This window comes from Lysinibacillus sp. FSL K6-0075 (assembly GCF_038592945.1).
In the GTDB taxonomy this organism is placed as follows: Bacteria; Bacillota; Bacilli; order Bacillales_A; family Planococcaceae; genus Lysinibacillus; species Lysinibacillus fusiformis_F.
Map to the genome: position 1 here is coordinate 2072747 of NZ_CP151947.1, position 15019 is coordinate 2087765.

The following is a 15019-nucleotide window of genomic DNA, read 5'->3' on the forward strand; positions in this document are numbered from 1 at the left end:
ATTATAAGTAGAGACCATTTAGTATGTAGAAAAGTGCTGCTCTTGTCAAAAATGACATGGAGACAGCACTAGTGGTTTTAGTGGAAATATTTTTGGACGCGTTGAACGACCTCGTTTGCCGATAGTCCATCTGCATCAATGACAGGGCCTGCCATGACTGGATCACTAATTCCCATAACATCACGGTCCTGACCTGTAATGATACAAGCATCACATTTTTTCGCATCCTCTTCATTGCGAAGCTGGATGACTTCATAGCCTTGTGCCTTTAAAGCATCCTCGATATTTGATAATGATTGTTCAACACCAATAATTCTAGACATTTCTTGTCCACCTCCTACAAATAATGTGCCATTTCAGGTTGCTCATTATTCATATTATTTTTTTAGAGGAGATGGATAATTTTTAGAAATCTGTCCGTAATAGTGGTTGTGTACTACATCTAAAAGAACCGCCAAAGCTTCGAGAGGTTGTAAAATCAACATATTCTACTGTGATACCTCTCTGTGCTAGTTGCTCGCCGATCCATGTAAATTCTTTATCTGTAATATAGACTTCTTCATTAATTGGTAAACCGTTAGTAGCCAGTCTTGCGGCATCCTCTAGAGAAACGTGAATTTTATCCCAATCCTGTAGCTGTTCGGGAATGCCATCTACGAGCGCTTCCTCACAAACAATCATCAGACCCTCTCTAACCAAGCTTAGCGCACAGTCGAGATGGAGAATAGTTGGATGAAGCGGCACTTCGACCACCTTATAATCAACGTTACTTGCCAGATTACGCAGCCATTGCACTCCGTTTTTATTGGAGGCTAATCCTGAATTTCCGACGAAAATCGTTTTATCTAACACTAACACATCGCCACCCTCTAAAAATGGGCCAGCCTCAGAATCCAAACCATCTGCCATATCAGGCTTTGGAATGGAGACATAGAAACATTGATTTTCGTTTGCTTCCTGTGCTAAAAGATTGCGCACTGGCAAAACTTCGTTGCGTCTATGTGGGAATCGAAGGGAACCCTCGATTAAGAAATGGCCGATGGTGAAAAAGGGATCGCGAACGAAGAAATTGCTATAGCCATCTTCTTTTCCTGTCTGTTTTTCATAGTCTGTTAAACGTCTTGGTACTTGTACTTCTACATCGTATTTTTCTAATACCTTCTTTAAATTGGCTCTTTCCAATTCCCATTGCTGCTGTCTTTCTGGAAAGACGTCTTTGAAATTTTTACCGAGTGTATCTGCGTTTGCGTAAAGTGCTAATGTTTCTTCTGTTAAAAATGCATCATCTGTTAGATCATCCTTCGCTGGAAAAGCAAATTCCGATTGCGCCATGACAACTCGTTTTAAAGGAGCAAACTCACTTTTTACAAAAATATTCGTCATCGTACTTCCTCCTGTTGTATGATTTAGAAAAAATAGTGAAAATTTTTCCATCGATGTTCCTTATCGTAAGGTATATAGTTACTATATAGTCAAGAATGGGTTGTAAGGTGGTGAAAAGATGGGCATTGCAGAAGTGTTGACCATTGTCTTTGTCGTATTAAAGCTAACAGATGTCATTACATGGTCATGGTGGCTGGTATTATTACCAGCGATTCTTTCATTTAGTCTGTATGCCATGATTGGGCTGGTGAAGCTCGGGATGGTATTGATTGCTGTGGTAGCGGTGAAAAGGAGGCGGGATGATGAAATCGATTGAAAAATGAAGTGTATGATTTCCTACATAAAAATCAGGAGAGGATCGAGCAAATTCAAATCCCTCCTGATTAGTTTAAGAAACTTTGAACAAATAAAAATAAATCAGCATTGTCCGCAAGAATGTATTGCTTCATATTTTAGGATGCACGTTAATACCGATGATATTTCTGTCATAATCCACTTGAATTGTATACGATTCTTCTGCATTGGCAGAATTGAAAATCATATAAGCATCCGTATTAAATGCGGATATATTCGGTATGAATTTCTTTTTCATCACTAGATTATCTAGTATCGAGATCAGTTGCTCTGTTTCCTCAGCGTCCAGATAATACGATTTTTCTCTCGTATCTGAAATCAAAACAAGTTGGATATTAGCTGTATTTAATTCAGGTACAGCATCATGAAAGGAAATGAGCGGTTTGCGAAAAAACACGAGTAGCAAAATGATCGCTAGTAATCCGAACGACCAGATCCATCTTTTGTTTCGCATAGTCATCGCCTCCTAGCTCTTCAACCAAATTTTGGATATTGAAAAAGGTGAGGTTAGTCCAACTAGGTCCAACCTCACCACTTGATTATTTGCTTAATTCATAGGTTTTCACAGCTGGAGGAACAAAGCTTTCGCATTTATCTAATAGGGCTGCTGCGTCCTCATCGACAATAAGTGCCTCACGATATTGGGCTTTTAAAAATTGTTCATTTTGCATATGGTCAAAGAATGAAATTAATAAATCAAAATAGCGTTCCATATTGAAAATAGCACAAGGTTTTTGAAGCAGACCGATTTGATTCCACGTAAATACTTCAAAAAATTCCTCTAATGTTCCAGGTCCACCAGGAAGGGCGATAAAGCCATCTGCTAATTCCATCATTTTACTTTTACGTTCATGCATCGTGTTCACAACAATTAGCTCTGTCAGCTGTTGATGTGCAATTTCACGTTCTTCTAATAATGTCGGAATCACCCCAATGACCTTGCCGCCTTCTTCTAGCACTGTATTCGCTACTGTTGCCATGATGCCTACAGAAGCACCACCATAAATAAGGGTAATTTGTCTTTTGGCTAATTCTTTTCCTAGTAAAATGGCTCCTTGACGATAAGCGTCAGAAGCGCCTAGACTGGAACCGCAAAATACGGCAATACTTTTCATAGTTGATTTCCTCCATATCTGATCAAATTCTTTTATAGTATAATTTATTTTGAAGAGGAAGGAAATGGAGGAAACGGAATTGCAACTAAATGAATTTCAACGCTGGGTAAAGGATTATTATGAAGCACGTGGCTGGTCAGAGCTCAATATTTTTACACGTATTGGCTTTTTGGCAGAGGAAACAGGTGAGGTAGCGAGGGCGATTCGAGCAATCGAGATTGGTAGAGATCGACCAGATGAAAAAACACAATCCTTTGAGGAAAATAAACAGGAGCTGATTGAAGAGCTAGGGGATGTCCTAGGGAATCTTATAGTCATTGCCAATCAATATGATATTCCACTAGAAGAGATATTTGCAGCTCATCAAGACAAGCTTATAAAACGCTACCAGGAGTAGGAGGAGCAGGATGGAGTATCAAGTAGAGGTTGTACGTGAACAGCATGAGGATTTCACGAATTTTTTAAGCGAAAAAATTCGTGCCTACAATAATGAGCATTCCTCTTATCATCGTGAAAGTAGACAGAAGGGGGCGGTTCGTCCTTTACAGTTGATCGTCACAGATCAACAGCAGCAATGGATAGGTGGTCTAACGGCTGAGATCTACTGGGGATGGGTGGAAATACATAAATTTTGGTTTAGTGAAGAATATCGTGGAAAGGGTATTGGCAAAAAGCTCTTAGCACAAGCAGAGTTGGTAGCGAAGGACATGGGGGCAACAAAAGCCTTGCTGACAACCTACGCGTTTCAAGCGCGTACATTTTACGAGGCACATGGCTATCAAGTAGTGGGAGAAATTAAAGATTACCCACCAGGCAGTAGCTACTATACGATGGTGAAAGTGTTAGCTTAAGAATTGGCTGTCTATGGAGATAGACAGCCTGTTTTAATTGACATCGCCCAAATAAATAGCTGTTTGTTGTCCTTGAATAAATTGTTGTAGGGGTTGGATAAGCGCTTTAGGGTAAAGTCTATAAGTATGAAGCTTTTCAATGGGAATCCATTGTGTCCCAACTTGATGACTATCTGGATTTGTTGGCTGACTGGTTTGCTCCTGTACCTGACATAGGAAATAATATTCTACTTGATGTACATCTGCGTCAAAGGCGGCATGCTCATGATTTTGTCCGATGTATTCTCGGATAAATTGTAGCTCTCCAATCTGAACGGAGGAGCCAATTTCTTCAAGGCATTCTCTTTGTAGCGTTTTGTGGAAGGTCTCTCCATGCTCCTGTCCGCCACCTGGGCAAAGATAAAAGTAGCCCTCGTCATCTTGATTTTTTGTTAGCAATAGCTTCCCATCCACGATGATGATTGCTTTGACAGAATTTCTAATCATCGACTTCTCCTTTTAATTGTTATTTTTTGTGATCATGACTAAAACGCATCATGAATGTCTACCTTAGTAAAAAGGGGAGATGAAGCGTGTATTCAATGTCCAATTTTAAATTACTTGTAGACAAACAGACTGAAATTGATACCATTTATCAGAATTGTAATGATTTAATTCAATCCAATGTTACACCGAAACTAGATGCAGAGGTGGAGCAGTTTTTAAAGCTAGTTGAACAGCATTTGACACAACAAGGCTTTACGATTACGAATACCTCAACGGGGTTAATCGCCAATTATCAAGAGGCCGTCATTAATGTAGATAAACATTCAAAGCATTTGGAAGAATGCTTTTTTATCAATTTAAATAGTTATGCTGAGGATCAAGTCTCTATTGTACTCGATATCTCACCGACGATGCTACCGAAAATTTCAAATCAGCTTGATGGCTACACAGATATTATCGAGCAAATGACGGATAAGCTTAAGCAAGCAAAAAGTCTGGAGAAAGCTTGTACGAATCCCAAATTTCTTTATAAAACGCAAAGCAATAAAGTTTTCCATACCGCTCAGGAAGTTTTAGATTATTATTTTCAAGGATAGGAGAAGCCACCCTGAAATTTTAGGGTGGCTCATCTATTTTATAGGATTGGAAGCCCGCTTTCTTCCATTATCGAATAAACTTTCTCCCAAAAAGCCACATCATGAAGGATAGACCTAAGAAATAAAGTGGCATTGTTAGTAAAGAACCGTTGTGTAGCAAGCTCATACCAGATGTGATGGCACTGACGAGTAAGTAATAGCCGAGACTAAAGATAGCGCCTGCTGTACCAATGACATCCTGAAAGTCTACTAATGCTAGACTTAGACAGTTCGGAAGTGCAATGCCTGAGCCTAACAGCAGGATAAAAACAGTAATCATCATACCGATGGCCATCATGTTCGCATGCAATGGCAGCGTACAGACGATGGTCAAAAGTAGAGTGCCACCAAGCATCACTAAACAACCAACATGAATGATTTTTTGTGGTGGATGGATGATGACGAGCCGTTTTGAAATCATGGCCCCTATAATGGAAGCAAGGGCAACAATGATACCAAGAAAGCCATACAGACCTGGTGACAGCTGAAAATGCTCGATGAAAATAAAGGGTGCTTCGGCATAGTAGCTAAATAGGACACCATTGATGCCTCCAATTAGCAATCCATAGACAAGCACAATGGGTGAAGCAAAAATGCGTTTGACGACAGGCCAAATCGCCGTTCTTTGTCTTGTTGCAGGATCGGTTGTTTCTGGAAGTCTGCAATAAGCATAGATAAACAACAAGAGACTCATGATGACAAGGACAAAAAACACTGCTCGAAAGCCAAATGCTTGATCCACCCAACCACCAATCAATGGCCCTACCGCTGGGGTAAAGGCAATGACGGCTGAAATTTGAGCAAACATGGCGTGGCGTTGATTCCCCGTCATGCTTTCACGCAAAATGGTCTGCGTAATAATGGAGCCTGTTGCGGCACCAAACGCTTGGATCAACCGACTCGCTAGCAGAAAAGGGATTGTCTCTGCGTAAAAACAGAGTAGGCTACCTATTCCATAAAAAATTAAACCGGCTAGCATGGCAGGTCGACGGCCAATAAAATCAGAAATCCATCCCCAGCAGAAAACACCGAATGCAAAGCCAATAAAATAGATGCTCAAGGTTAATTGGACTGAGCTAAAGTCTACACCAAGTGCAGCTGCAATATCCGGTAGAGATGGTGTGTATATCGTTTCACTAATTTGTGGAAAAGCCACAAGAACAATCATTAATAATAAAGATGGTACTGCCTGTTTTTTCAACATATTGCCCTCCTACAAGCAAAATTCTACTTTGTCAGTTACAAGTAGATTGCGTAGCTAGGGAAACGGCGGGACCATTATAAGAATACGTTCATAAGAAGTCATGTTGAAATCACCTTTATATGCTTGAAGTAGGAGTGCATAGTCTAGTAGCTATTATAGGCTATTTTACAATATTTATATAGTAATAATTGCTAAACCTATCAATTATTAAGAGAAATTGCTTGTACATAGCAGGTGAATTTTGTAAAATGGAACAAATGTTCTTTTTAATTTGAATGATAGAGGGTGAACCTAATTGAATTTTGAGCTAACATTATTTACTTCTACCGATATTCAGGGATTAGTTGAGCTATCAGCTTCAGTTGGATGGGATTACGATGCCCATGAAATTGAAACGATCATGGCAGCAGGTCGAATAGTTGGACATAAAAATAGGGAAGGAAAAATTGTTTCCAGTGCAGCCATTATTCCCTATGATACAAATGTAGCTTCCATTGGCATGGTGATTGTGCATGAACAATGCAGAGGTTTTGGCTTAGGTAGAATCGTTACACAAGCCTGTATCGATAGTGTTTCAGAGGACACAACCATTATGCTCGTAGCTACGAAAGAAGGAGAACCATTATATCAAAAAATGGGCTTCACGACTGTTGAGCATGTACATAAATATTTGGCGGACAAATTTGTAGAGACGACAAGGGAAGCAAATTGTTTTGGCACCATCAATGAATTGCAAGAACAGGATTTTGAACAGCTTGTTAAACTGGATGCAGTAGCCTTTGGGGATAGTAGAAGCGTCTTTTTGCGTAAAAGAATTCAGCAGTCACAGCGCTGTGTTGTCGTGAAAAATCAACACAACCAAATGATTGGCTATGGCTTAACAATCGCAGGGCCAATTTATCTTCTTTTAGGACCAATCGTAGCGCCAGATAAGGAAATAGCGCATTATATTATCAATGAATTGGCTAAGGGCTATCAGGGGAAATTACGTATCGATTGTCCGTCTGTCCACAAGGAGCTGAGTCCAATTTTACAACAAAGTGGTTTTACGCTGGCTGCCACACCGCCTGTCATGATCCGCAATGCCAAAAAAATGCCTACTCGAAATCAAACATTATTTGCTCTAGCAGCACAAGCTTTCGGCTAAGCAAACGTGCGAGCCTACTTTTATGTTGTCAAAAAAAGGATTTTGAAGGAAGAGTAGAGAATGTTATGGATGGTAGAGGAGGGGAACAGGATGTTTCCAGTGTTAGAAACAGCAAGACTTAGGTTAAGAGAACTCACAGAGGAGGATGTTCCTGCGATTTTTCGTTGTTTTTCCAATGAGGCTTTAACACGCTATTATGGGCAGGAACCCTTTGTCGACACACAGCAGGCCGAACAATTAATTAAGCAATTTGCCAAAAACTTTGAGGAAAAGCGTGGGATTCGTTGGGGAATCGAACGAAAAGATTCGAATGAAGTGATTGGTACAGTTGGCTTTCATTTATGGTCGGCTGCACATCAGCGAGCAGAAATTGGCTATGAAATTCATCCCGATTACTGGCGACAAGGTTTTACAAAAGAAGCTGTGCAGAAAGTGATTGCCTATGGTTTTGAGGATATGAAGTTAAATCGTATCGGAGCCGTAGTTTTTTTAGAAAATGAGTCATCCACTCAGCTATTGATTAAACTTGGGTTCCAACAGGAAGGCATATTGAGGGACTATATGTATCAAAAGGGACAAGCACATGATACATTTATCTATTCTTTATTAAAAAAAGATGAATAACGTAGCTTTAGCGCTTTTATAGAATAATAATTTACTTGGAAATGGATAATAAATAATAATTTAGATGGAGTTTTGAGGTTACTTTTTTCGGTTATAGTTCTTATATGAACAACAATTCATAAGTTCGTGCAAAAAAGTAACAGATGAGGGGCTGGGTGTTATGGAGCAATATAGCACAGCTTATTTTCAAAAGCTAGATTTACTGTCAAGCTTATACGCAGGACAGGCCGCTCTAAAGGGTTCCATTCCAACAGAGAAGGTCAAGCGAATGGAGCGCTATCAACAAATTGAAGCGGCGATTACAAAACTAAATAACGAAATTAGAATCATTGAACGGACCATACTAAAGTCCTCCCATTCTACTAGAAATGGTTAATAGTAGCTAAACCCATGCGGAGATATGCATGGGTTTTTATATTGATTAGTAAAACTTAAAGCTTCCTTTACACTAAAAATAGATAGGAGGATACGTTAGCAACACAGAGCTATCCTTCAATTTACTCGATCTATCCGCTACATTCAAAGGGCTATCCGCTGCTTTAGGATTGCTATCCACCACATAGCTTGCTTTATCCACTTTCACAGGGCTATCCTTCAATCTCCGCGATCTATCCGCTACATTCAAAGGGCTATCCGCTACTTTAGGATTGCAATCCACCATTTTGCTTGATTTATCCACTTTCACAGGGCTATCCTTCAATTTACGTGATCTATCCGCTACATTCAAAGGGCTATCCGCTACTTTAGGAGTCTTATCCACCACATAGCTTGATTTATCCGCTTTCACAAGGCTATCCATCAATCTCCACGATCTATCAGCTACATTCAAAGGGCTATCCGCTACTTTAGAATTCCTATCCACCACATAGCTTGATTTATCCACTTTCACAAGGCTATCCATCAATCTCCACGATTTATCCACTACATTCAAAGTGCTATCCGCCACTTTAGGAGTCTTATCCGCCACATTCCTCGATTTATCCACTTTCAAAGGGCTATCCTTCAATGCCGCGTTCTATCCATCACTTTAGAATTCCTATCCACCACATTCCTCATGCTATCCGCTTCCATCCTTCTTCCACAAAAAAACCCTCATAGCATCACTATAAGGGTCTACATACCATTCATTATTGAGCAAGTGCTAGTAAAAATTGATCGCGGTCTGCTTCTTCCTGCATTTTACTATCGACAAGCATTGCACCTGATTGGACACTTGTGATGTCGTTGTCTACAAGAAATTGTACATTGATCTTGGCTACTTCATTGTTAACTGTACAATCGCCCTCGAACTCTACTACGTCCTGTCCCTTTTGTGTTTCAAAATAAACCCAATATGGATTTTCGCAGGTAGAGGCAAAGGCACTCTCTAATGTTTTTGTACTATTTTCATAGGAATAGTTTTTTACATATGTAATGTATTCGTTGTCCGTAATATCCTTTTGTGGGCCATAAAAGTACCAAAATACCCCTAAGATACCGATTGGCACAATCCACAATATATTTCTTTTACTTAATTTCCCCATGCGTTACATCCCCCTTTATGTGAATATTTTAACATCTTCTTTTGCATTTTTGCTAGCTTACGATAATATTTTCTATAGAAGGCCGTGATTCTGTTCATAGCGTGAGCTTTGAATTCAGGTGGCAGTTATGATAACGTTAGTTGATAGATTTGTTCGAAGTCGCCATATTGCTTGGTGAAGGAGGTTTTTGCATGCATAAAAAAAGACGGGGTTTGCTGCTAGTTCTTGTGCTGATGTTAATGGGTTTGGTCTTTTTTCTCGGCTTGAAAATGAGGCCAGTCACACAACCGACTAGAAATCCTGAGACAACGCCCGTTCAAGAGGATGCGTCCGAACAGGAAAGTGGTTCAGAAAATATGGAGGTCCTCATACAGGACATTGCTCAATTCGCGCAAGAAGGAAAAATACCAGATGTACCATTTGCAGTAGGAGATACTGAACAACAAACGGTTCATGAGCAATGGGGAAAACCTCAGCAAGTCACTGAATCAGCCAATGGACAATATGAAGATTATGAGGATGTGACGATTGGTTATCGAGGTTCACAGGCTTTCGATATCCGTTCATCGAAAGAGAATATTAAAAGCATTCGTTTAGCAGATATTAAAAATAAATTGGGTGAACCTGATGAAGTTCGTTACTATCAGGATCCGACGACCAATCAAATTATTCTTGTCTACCAAGTCAATGCCAGCTATCAATTAAAGTGGATCTTACCGAAACCGACTGACAGCGATGCCAATCCTGCCGTTCATCATATTTCGGTTTATACGGAACTTAAACCACAAGCACCTGATACGGTGGAACAGATGACATTGGACGAGAAAATCGGTCAAATGATGTTTGCAGGTGTGTCAGGTACGACGCTCCAGCAGGAAACAACAAGCCTTATTCAAAAGGCTAAAGTAGGTGGTTTAATTCTTTATGGCAATAATCTTGAAACACCCCAGCAAACGGTCACATTGATGAATGACTTAATGGCTGCCAATGCGAATAATCAGCTACCCCTTTTCCTTGGCACTGACCAAGAGGGTGGCAAAGTGGTCAGATTACCAGGTGCATTAAAAAATTTCCCAACGAACAAAAAAATTGGGGACATTAACCAATCCAAGTTTTCATTTGAAGTAGGCCAATTATTAGGGGAGCAATTAAAGGCATTTGGCTTCAATTTGGACTTTGCGCCTGTATTAGATGTCAATAGCAATCCGAATAATCCGATTATCGGGGGTCGCTCGTTTTCCAATGATCCTGCTATCGTCAGCAAATTAGGCATTCAGACAATGAAGGGTCTGGAGTCCGAGCAGGTTATTCCTGTCGTCAAGCATTTCCCTGGGCATGGTGACACGTCAGTGGATTCCCATTTAGAATTGCCAAAGGTGGCAAAAAGCTTGAACGACTTGAATCAGCTAGAGCTTGTCCCATTTAAAGACGCCATTAACAATGGTGCAGATGTCGTCATGGTCGCTCATATTTTATTGCCAAAGATTGACCCACAGTATCCTTCCTCGATGTCGAAGGAAATTATTACGGGTATGCTAAGAAAGCAACTAGGTTTTGATGGCGTTATCATGACAGATGATATGACGATGAAAGCCATCACGAATCATTATCCGATCGGGCAAGCAGCTGTCGATTCGATCAAGGCTGGTAGTGATATTATTTTAATTGCCCATGAGTTTGCCAATATCACAGCAGCTATAGAAGCGGTGAAAACAGCCGTCAGCAATGGGGAAATAACAGAGGAGCGCATAAATGATAGCGTCCGAAGAATAATAAAACTAAAAGAAAAATATCAGCTTGTCAATCAACCCGTGACAGCGGTCGATATCAACAAGCTTAATACAGACATCGCAAAAGTATTGAATACGTATATGAAATAAAGGCGAAAAGGGACATACAGCAAGTGATGTATGTTCCTTTTTGTGAATGATGGATAAGGGTGAGAACGTGGATAAGGAATTCAAATTAGCTAGTCAATTATTAACGCTGCTAGATTCTGAACAAAGATGGTTTACCTTAGCAGAGGTTGAAAAAAGTTTACATATTTCAGATAAGACCATACGTAAGCTCGTTGAGGAGATTAATCAGCAATTACCAGCAGCGATGACTATTGAAGTATCTAGAGGAAAGGGAATTTTTCTACAACGCGATGGGCGAAGTACAACTGTTAGTGAAGTGCTTTCTAGCATGTTCAGGCAAACCATCTTCTATCGACTAATGCATGTATTGTTTACAAATAGGAAACCATTGTCAATGGAGGAGCTGGCAGAAGCCATGTTTATGAGCACCTCCTCGATGAAGAAGCTGATTATGCAACTAAATAATCATGATTTGAAGCCGTATAAGCTACGCATCACATACTCGACGCCAGCCGTAAAGGGAAATGAATTGAATATCCGCTACTTTTATTGGAAATTATATGGTGATGCCTATGAGTTTACAGGATGGCCATTTACCAATAGTGACTTTGATTTTATCAATCAATACATCACGCATATAGAGCATGAGCAAAGCATTGTTTATTTTATCAATTCCAAAAGGAAATTATCCTTTTTAGTGGCCATTGTCTTGGAAAGAGTAAGAAAGGGCAACTATGTCAAAATTACGGAGGGTGATTACGCCTGGGAAAGTGGGCTGTTCTATTTGCCAGTAAAAGACTTTGCACAGGCACTGGAAGAAAAATTTTCGATTGAATTACCAAAGAGTGAACGGTTTTTTATGCAATCTCTATTTAGTCTAAGCCAATATCATTATTATGAAGGGTCAGACATGACGCCAATGAAGGAAATCGAATTATATAAGAATAAAGAAATCGATCAAATGGCGCAGCAGCTGTTCACTTTATTAGCAAAGGCTTACCCTAATCTAGATATGAATGAGCGGTTTAGCTTGGAGGTTTATGAGTTTCTGGACAAGCTTTTCATCGATAATGCCATTCCTGAATGGTTGATGATTTCAAAAAGTAATTTAACAAACTATGTTCAAATCGAATGTCAGCAAATTTACCAAGATATGCAGACCTGTATGCAAACGTGGCAAAATGCGTACCCATCTGTCCTGTATAATGACTTTCATTTAACCAAGCTTACCTTGCTTGTTCGTTCAGGGCTACGTTATAAAAGTAAACGAGCCTTCTTGGTCATTGGTGAGGAGTTTTCAATCCGCCATTATATAGCCAATTTGATCAAAAATGAAATTGGGGACCAGTTGATTATTAATACCTCTATTATGAAGGGGCTAACGGATGAAATGGTGCAGCAGCATGACATTGATTTTGTTATAAGTAATTTTCCAGTTGCTTTAACGACAGTGCCGGTTGTTATTATATCTACGATTCCCTCCAAAAGAGATTTAGATAATATTCGTCAAGAATTGCTTCGGTAATTTGGTCAATTATTTCCCGTACACTACGTAACAATCTGGTCTAGTTTGTTATGATCATAAAAACTTATACTCATAGTAGTTTCTGAACGGATTTCTTCTAGAAGAAATGGGTTTGGAAATGGCTATGGGTATTTTTTTATTGGTAAATGAAAACGGTTACCTAATGAATTTGAGATAAATAACAAGTTTTTGGAGGAATGAAAATGAGTAGACATTTAGGAGCAAAAAAGGGAGAAATAGCTGAGCGTGTTTTATTACCTGGAGACCCTTTACGTGCAAGATTTGTAGCAGAGCATTTTTTAGAGAATGTCTATTGCTATAACGAAGTAAGAGGAATGTATGGTTACACAGGAACGTTCAAAGGCGTGCCAATTTCAGTGCAGGGGACGGGCATGGGAAATCCTTCGATGAGTATATACGGTACTGAATTGGTTAACGATTATGGCGTGAAAAAATTGATTCGTATCGGCACATGTGGCGCGATGCAAAAGGACATTCAAATCCGCGATATCATTCTAGCCCAAGCCGTGTCTTCAGACAGCAATTTGACGGAGAAAATTTTCTACGGCAATAATTACGCACCAATTGCGGATTTTTCCTTATTAATGAAAGCGTTTCAACTAGCGCAAGGGAAAAAAGGAAATGTTTTTGTTGGCAATATTTATAATTCAGATGAATTTTATCGTGAAACATTAGACAGGCTTCATAAGTTTATGGAATTCGGTGTGCTAGGGGTAGAAATGGAAAGCACAGCCCTCTATACGTTAGCCGCAAAATACGGGGTAAAGGCATTATCTATTTTGACGGTAGGTAGTCAATTATTAACAAATGAAAGCTTAACGCACGAGGAAAGTGAAAAGTCCTTTTTTGATATGGTAGACATTGCTCTACACACAATTATCGAGGAGTAAGGGATGGGAAGAGAAAGCATTTGAAAACATTGTTCGTTACGGAGGGGACAACATGCATTATATTATTTCGATAGTAGGTCTACTACTCGTGCTATTTTTAGCATGGCTTGCAAGCAATAATAAGAAAAAAATTAAATACCGCCCAATCATTGTGATGATTGTTATCCAGCTTGTTTTAGGGTTTCTTCTACTGAAAACAGGTATCGGGGAATATTTAATTAAAGGTTTTGCTGATAGCTTTGCAAAACTACTTGAATATGCCAACGAGGGTACGAATTTTGTATTTGGTGGGATGGCGAATGAGGGCGCACATACATTTTTCCTGTATGTTTTAATGCCAATCGTTTTTATGTCAGCCATCATCGGCATATTGCAACATTATAAAATTCTGCCGTTTATCATCAAGTATATTGGTTTAGTATTAAGTAAAATCAATGGGATGGGTAAATTAGAATCCTATAATGCGGTTGCAGCGGCAATAGTGGGGCAAAATGAAGTATTTATTTCAGTGAAAAACCAAATTGGCTTTTTACCAAAACATCGACTCTATACCTTATGTGCTTCTGCGATGTCAACGGTATCTATGTCCATTGTGGGCTCCTATATGACGATGCTAGAGCCTAAGTATGTAGTGGCAGCCTTAATATTAAACTTGTTTGGTGGTTTTATCGTAGCCTCGATCATTAATCCGTATGAAGTGAAAGCGGAGGAAGATATAATTGAAGTGCAGGAAGGCGAAAAGCAAACATTTTTTGAAATGCTAGGCGAATACATTATGGATGGTTTTAAAGTAGCCATCATCGTGGGGGTTATGTTAGTAGGTTTTGTTGGGTTAATTGCCCTCATTAATGGTGTGTTTAATGGCATTTTCGGCATCTCGTTCCAAGGCTTCCTAGGGTATGTCTTTGCCCCAATTGCCTTTGTCATGGGTGTACCTTGGCATGAAGCTGTGAATGCTGGTAGTATCATGGCAACAAAGCTTGTAGCAAATGAATTCGTTGCCATGCTGGACTTCGTTAAAATCCAAGATAGCTTCAGTGAGCGTACAGCAGCCATTGTCTCTGTTTTCCTCATATCCTTTGCTAACTTTGGCTCGATTGGTACCATCGTAGGTGCAGTAAAAGGGTTAAATGAAAAGCAAGGCAATGTGGTAGCACGCTTTGGATTAAAACTGCTATACGGTGCCTCCCTTGTAAGTGTTCTATCAGCGATTATTATTGGGATTGTGTTTTAAATAGAACCGATACGTGATTAAAAAAAGAAAGAGACTACCATATTATTTCGGTAGCCTCTTTTATTTTATGGAAAGTAAGTAGCTTACGATTTTTGGAGAACGGTATTAGTTTAATCTACAGCGCAATCGGGCCATGTTTTAGAAATAATCCGATAAAGATCAACTTCT

19 protein-coding genes are annotated in these 15019 nt (G+C 39.6%); 11 read left to right on the forward strand and 8 right to left on the reverse strand.

Features of this window, described 5'->3' with window-relative positions; translation table 11 throughout:
* Nucleotides 1–77: 77 nt before the first annotated feature.
* Together MHB65_RS10000 and MHB65_RS10005 are read right to left on the reverse strand one after the other, a co-directional pair.
* Entirely contained in the window at nucleotides 78–323 is a 246-nt protein-coding gene (locus MHB65_RS10000) for a YkuS family protein (RefSeq protein ID WP_205442923.1), read from the reverse strand.
* A gap of 82 nt (nucleotides 324–405) precedes the next feature.
* Nucleotides 406–1383 (reverse strand): arginine deiminase family protein, encoded by a 978-nt coding sequence (locus tag MHB65_RS10005; RefSeq protein WP_342443326.1) that lies wholly within the window; start codon nucleotides 1381–1383, stop codon nucleotides 406–408.
* A 118-nt stretch (nucleotides 1384–1501) separates the two neighbouring features.
* Between MHB65_RS10005 and MHB65_RS10010 the strand changes: the two genes are divergently transcribed.
* Entirely contained in the window at nucleotides 1502–1699 is a 198-nt protein-coding gene (locus MHB65_RS10010) for a transmembrane Fragile-X-F protein (protein WP_342443327.1), read from the forward strand.
* Between the two features lie 129 nt (nucleotides 1700–1828).
* Here the strand turns inward: MHB65_RS10010 and MHB65_RS10015 are convergent, their stop codons facing one another.
* Together MHB65_RS10015 and MHB65_RS10020 are read right to left on the reverse strand one after the other, a co-directional pair.
* Nucleotides 1829–2191 carry a hypothetical protein gene (locus MHB65_RS10015; RefSeq protein WP_342443328.1) on the reverse strand — a complete coding sequence of 121 codons (363 nt, stop codon included), beginning with the start codon at nucleotides 2189–2191 and terminating at the stop codon, nucleotides 1829–1831.
* 85 nt (nucleotides 2192–2276) lie between these two features.
* Nucleotides 2277–2852: a TIGR00730 family Rossman fold protein gene (locus MHB65_RS10020; protein ID WP_205442932.1), complete on the reverse strand. Its 576-nt coding sequence runs from the start codon at nucleotides 2850–2852 to the stop codon at nucleotides 2277–2279.
* Between the two features lie 79 nt (nucleotides 2853–2931).
* Between MHB65_RS10020 and MHB65_RS10025 the strand changes: the two genes are divergently transcribed.
* Together MHB65_RS10025 and MHB65_RS10030 are read left to right on the forward strand one after the other, a co-directional pair.
* The gene (locus MHB65_RS10025) at nucleotides 2932–3249 is read left to right on the forward strand and encodes a MazG-like family protein (RefSeq protein ID WP_205447417.1); all 318 of its coding nucleotides are present in this window, start codon (nucleotides 2932–2934) and stop codon (nucleotides 3247–3249) included.
* A 10-nt stretch (nucleotides 3250–3259) separates the two neighbouring features.
* Nucleotides 3260–3703 carry a GNAT family N-acetyltransferase gene (locus tag MHB65_RS10030; protein WP_342443329.1) on the forward strand — a complete coding sequence of 148 codons (444 nt, stop codon included), beginning with the start codon at nucleotides 3260–3262 and terminating at the stop codon, nucleotides 3701–3703.
* A 33-nt stretch (nucleotides 3704–3736) separates the two neighbouring features.
* Here the strand turns inward: MHB65_RS10030 and MHB65_RS10035 are convergent, their stop codons facing one another.
* On the reverse strand, nucleotides 3737–4189 hold the full coding sequence (locus MHB65_RS10035; RefSeq protein WP_342443330.1) for an NUDIX domain-containing protein: 453 nt from the start codon (nucleotides 4187–4189) through the stop codon (nucleotides 3737–3739).
* A 95-nt stretch (nucleotides 4190–4284) separates the two neighbouring features.
* Here MHB65_RS10035 and MHB65_RS10040 point away from each other — a divergent pair, with 95 nt between their 5' ends.
* On the forward strand, nucleotides 4285–4785 hold the full coding sequence (locus MHB65_RS10040; protein WP_342443720.1) for a hypothetical protein: 501 nt from the start codon (nucleotides 4285–4287) through the stop codon (nucleotides 4783–4785).
* Between the two features lie 67 nt (nucleotides 4786–4852).
* Here MHB65_RS10040 and MHB65_RS10045 read toward each other — a convergent pair whose 3' ends face one another.
* Nucleotides 4853–6025, reverse strand: coding sequence for a multidrug effflux MFS transporter (locus MHB65_RS10045; RefSeq protein ID WP_342443721.1), 1173 nt, complete (start codon nucleotides 6023–6025; stop codon nucleotides 4853–4855).
* A gap of 298 nt (nucleotides 6026–6323) precedes the next feature.
* Between MHB65_RS10045 and MHB65_RS10050 the strand changes: the two genes are divergently transcribed.
* The 3 genes from MHB65_RS10050 to MHB65_RS10060 all read left to right on the forward strand — a co-directional run bounded on the left by MHB65_RS10050 (nucleotide 6324) and on the right by MHB65_RS10060 (nucleotide 8175).
* Nucleotides 6324–7175: a GNAT family N-acetyltransferase gene (locus MHB65_RS10050; RefSeq protein WP_342443331.1), complete on the forward strand. Its 852-nt coding sequence runs from the start codon at nucleotides 6324–6326 to the stop codon at nucleotides 7173–7175.
* 90 nt (nucleotides 7176–7265) lie between these two features.
* Complete coding sequence (locus MHB65_RS10055) at nucleotides 7266–7799, forward strand: GNAT family protein (protein ID WP_342443332.1); 534 nt, start codon at nucleotides 7266–7268, stop codon at nucleotides 7797–7799.
* 160 nt (nucleotides 7800–7959) lie between these two features.
* On the forward strand, nucleotides 7960–8175 hold the full coding sequence (locus MHB65_RS10060; protein WP_205442941.1) for a hypothetical protein: 216 nt from the start codon (nucleotides 7960–7962) through the stop codon (nucleotides 8173–8175).
* A gap of 72 nt (nucleotides 8176–8247) precedes the next feature.
* Here the strand turns inward: MHB65_RS10060 and MHB65_RS10065 are convergent, their stop codons facing one another.
* Together MHB65_RS10065 and MHB65_RS10070 are read right to left on the reverse strand one after the other, a co-directional pair.
* A complete protein-coding gene (locus MHB65_RS10065; RefSeq protein WP_342443333.1) occupies nucleotides 8248–8790 on the reverse strand; it encodes a hypothetical protein in 543 nt (180 codons plus the stop codon).
* Nucleotides 8791–8926: 136 nt separating this feature from the next.
* Nucleotides 8927–9322, reverse strand: a complete 396-nt coding sequence (locus MHB65_RS10070; RefSeq protein ID WP_342443334.1) for a glucosamine 6-phosphate synthetase — start codon at nucleotides 9320–9322, stop codon at nucleotides 8927–8929.
* 191 nt (nucleotides 9323–9513) lie between these two features.
* Here MHB65_RS10070 and nagZ point away from each other — a divergent pair, with 191 nt between their 5' ends.
* The 4 genes from nagZ to MHB65_RS10090 all read left to right on the forward strand — a co-directional run bounded on the left by nagZ (nucleotide 9514) and on the right by MHB65_RS10090 (nucleotide 14851).
* Nucleotides 9514–11202 carry a beta-N-acetylhexosaminidase gene (nagZ, locus tag MHB65_RS10075; RefSeq protein ID WP_342443335.1) on the forward strand — a complete coding sequence of 563 codons (1689 nt, stop codon included), beginning with the start codon at nucleotides 9514–9516 and terminating at the stop codon, nucleotides 11200–11202.
* Between the two features lie 67 nt (nucleotides 11203–11269).
* Entirely contained in the window at nucleotides 11270–12706 is a 1437-nt protein-coding gene (locus tag MHB65_RS10080; protein WP_342443336.1) for a helix-turn-helix domain-containing protein, read from the forward strand.
* A gap of 203 nt (nucleotides 12707–12909) precedes the next feature.
* Nucleotides 12910–13617 (forward strand): purine-nucleoside phosphorylase, encoded by a 708-nt coding sequence (deoD, locus tag MHB65_RS10085; protein ID WP_342443337.1) that lies wholly within the window; start codon nucleotides 12910–12912, stop codon nucleotides 13615–13617.
* Between the two features lie 52 nt (nucleotides 13618–13669).
* Nucleotides 13670–14851, forward strand: a complete 1182-nt coding sequence (locus tag MHB65_RS10090) for a NupC/NupG family nucleoside CNT transporter (protein ID WP_342443338.1) — start codon at nucleotides 13670–13672, stop codon at nucleotides 14849–14851.
* Nucleotides 14852–15019: the final 168 nt, after the last annotated feature.

Excerpts from the sequence above, each read along its gene's own strand:
- MHB65_RS10000 (WP_205442923.1), bottom strand. The coding sequence starts at position 323 with ATGTCTAGAATTATTGGTGTTGAACAATCATTATCAAATATCGAGGAT.
- MHB65_RS10005 (WP_342443326.1), bottom strand. The coding sequence starts at position 1,383 with ATGACGAATATTTTTGTAAAAAGTGAGTTTGCTCCTTTAAAACGAGTT.
- MHB65_RS10010 (WP_342443327.1), top strand. The coding sequence starts at position 1,502 with ATGGGCATTGCAGAAGTGTTGACCATTGTCTTTGTCGTATTAAAGCTA.
- MHB65_RS10015 (WP_342443328.1), bottom strand. The coding sequence starts at position 2,191 with ATGCGAAACAAAAGATGGATCTGGTCGTTCGGATTACTAGCGATCATT.
- MHB65_RS10020 (WP_205442932.1), bottom strand. The coding sequence starts at position 2,852 with ATGAAAAGTATTGCCGTATTTTGCGGTTCCAGTCTAGGCGCTTCTGAC.
- MHB65_RS10030 (WP_342443329.1), top strand. The coding sequence starts at position 3,260 with ATGGAGTATCAAGTAGAGGTTGTACGTGAACAGCATGAGGATTTCACG.
- MHB65_RS10035 (WP_342443330.1), bottom strand. The coding sequence starts at position 4,189 with ATGATTAGAAATTCTGTCAAAGCAATCATCATCGTGGATGGGAAGCTA.
- MHB65_RS10040 (WP_342443720.1), top strand. The coding sequence starts at position 4,285 with ATGTCCAATTTTAAATTACTTGTAGACAAACAGACTGAAATTGATACC.
- MHB65_RS10055 (WP_342443332.1), top strand. The coding sequence starts at position 7,266 with ATGTTTCCAGTGTTAGAAACAGCAAGACTTAGGTTAAGAGAACTCACA.
- MHB65_RS10060 (WP_205442941.1), top strand. The coding sequence starts at position 7,960 with ATGGAGCAATATAGCACAGCTTATTTTCAAAAGCTAGATTTACTGTCA.
- MHB65_RS10070 (WP_342443334.1), bottom strand. The coding sequence starts at position 9,322 with ATGGGGAAATTAAGTAAAAGAAATATATTGTGGATTGTGCCAATCGGT.
- nagZ (WP_342443335.1), top strand. The coding sequence starts at position 9,514 with ATGCATAAAAAAAGACGGGGTTTGCTGCTAGTTCTTGTGCTGATGTTA.
- deoD (WP_342443337.1), top strand. The coding sequence starts at position 12,910 with ATGAGTAGACATTTAGGAGCAAAAAAGGGAGAAATAGCTGAGCGTGTT.
- MHB65_RS10090 (WP_342443338.1), top strand. The coding sequence starts at position 13,670 with ATGCATTATATTATTTCGATAGTAGGTCTACTACTCGTGCTATTTTTA.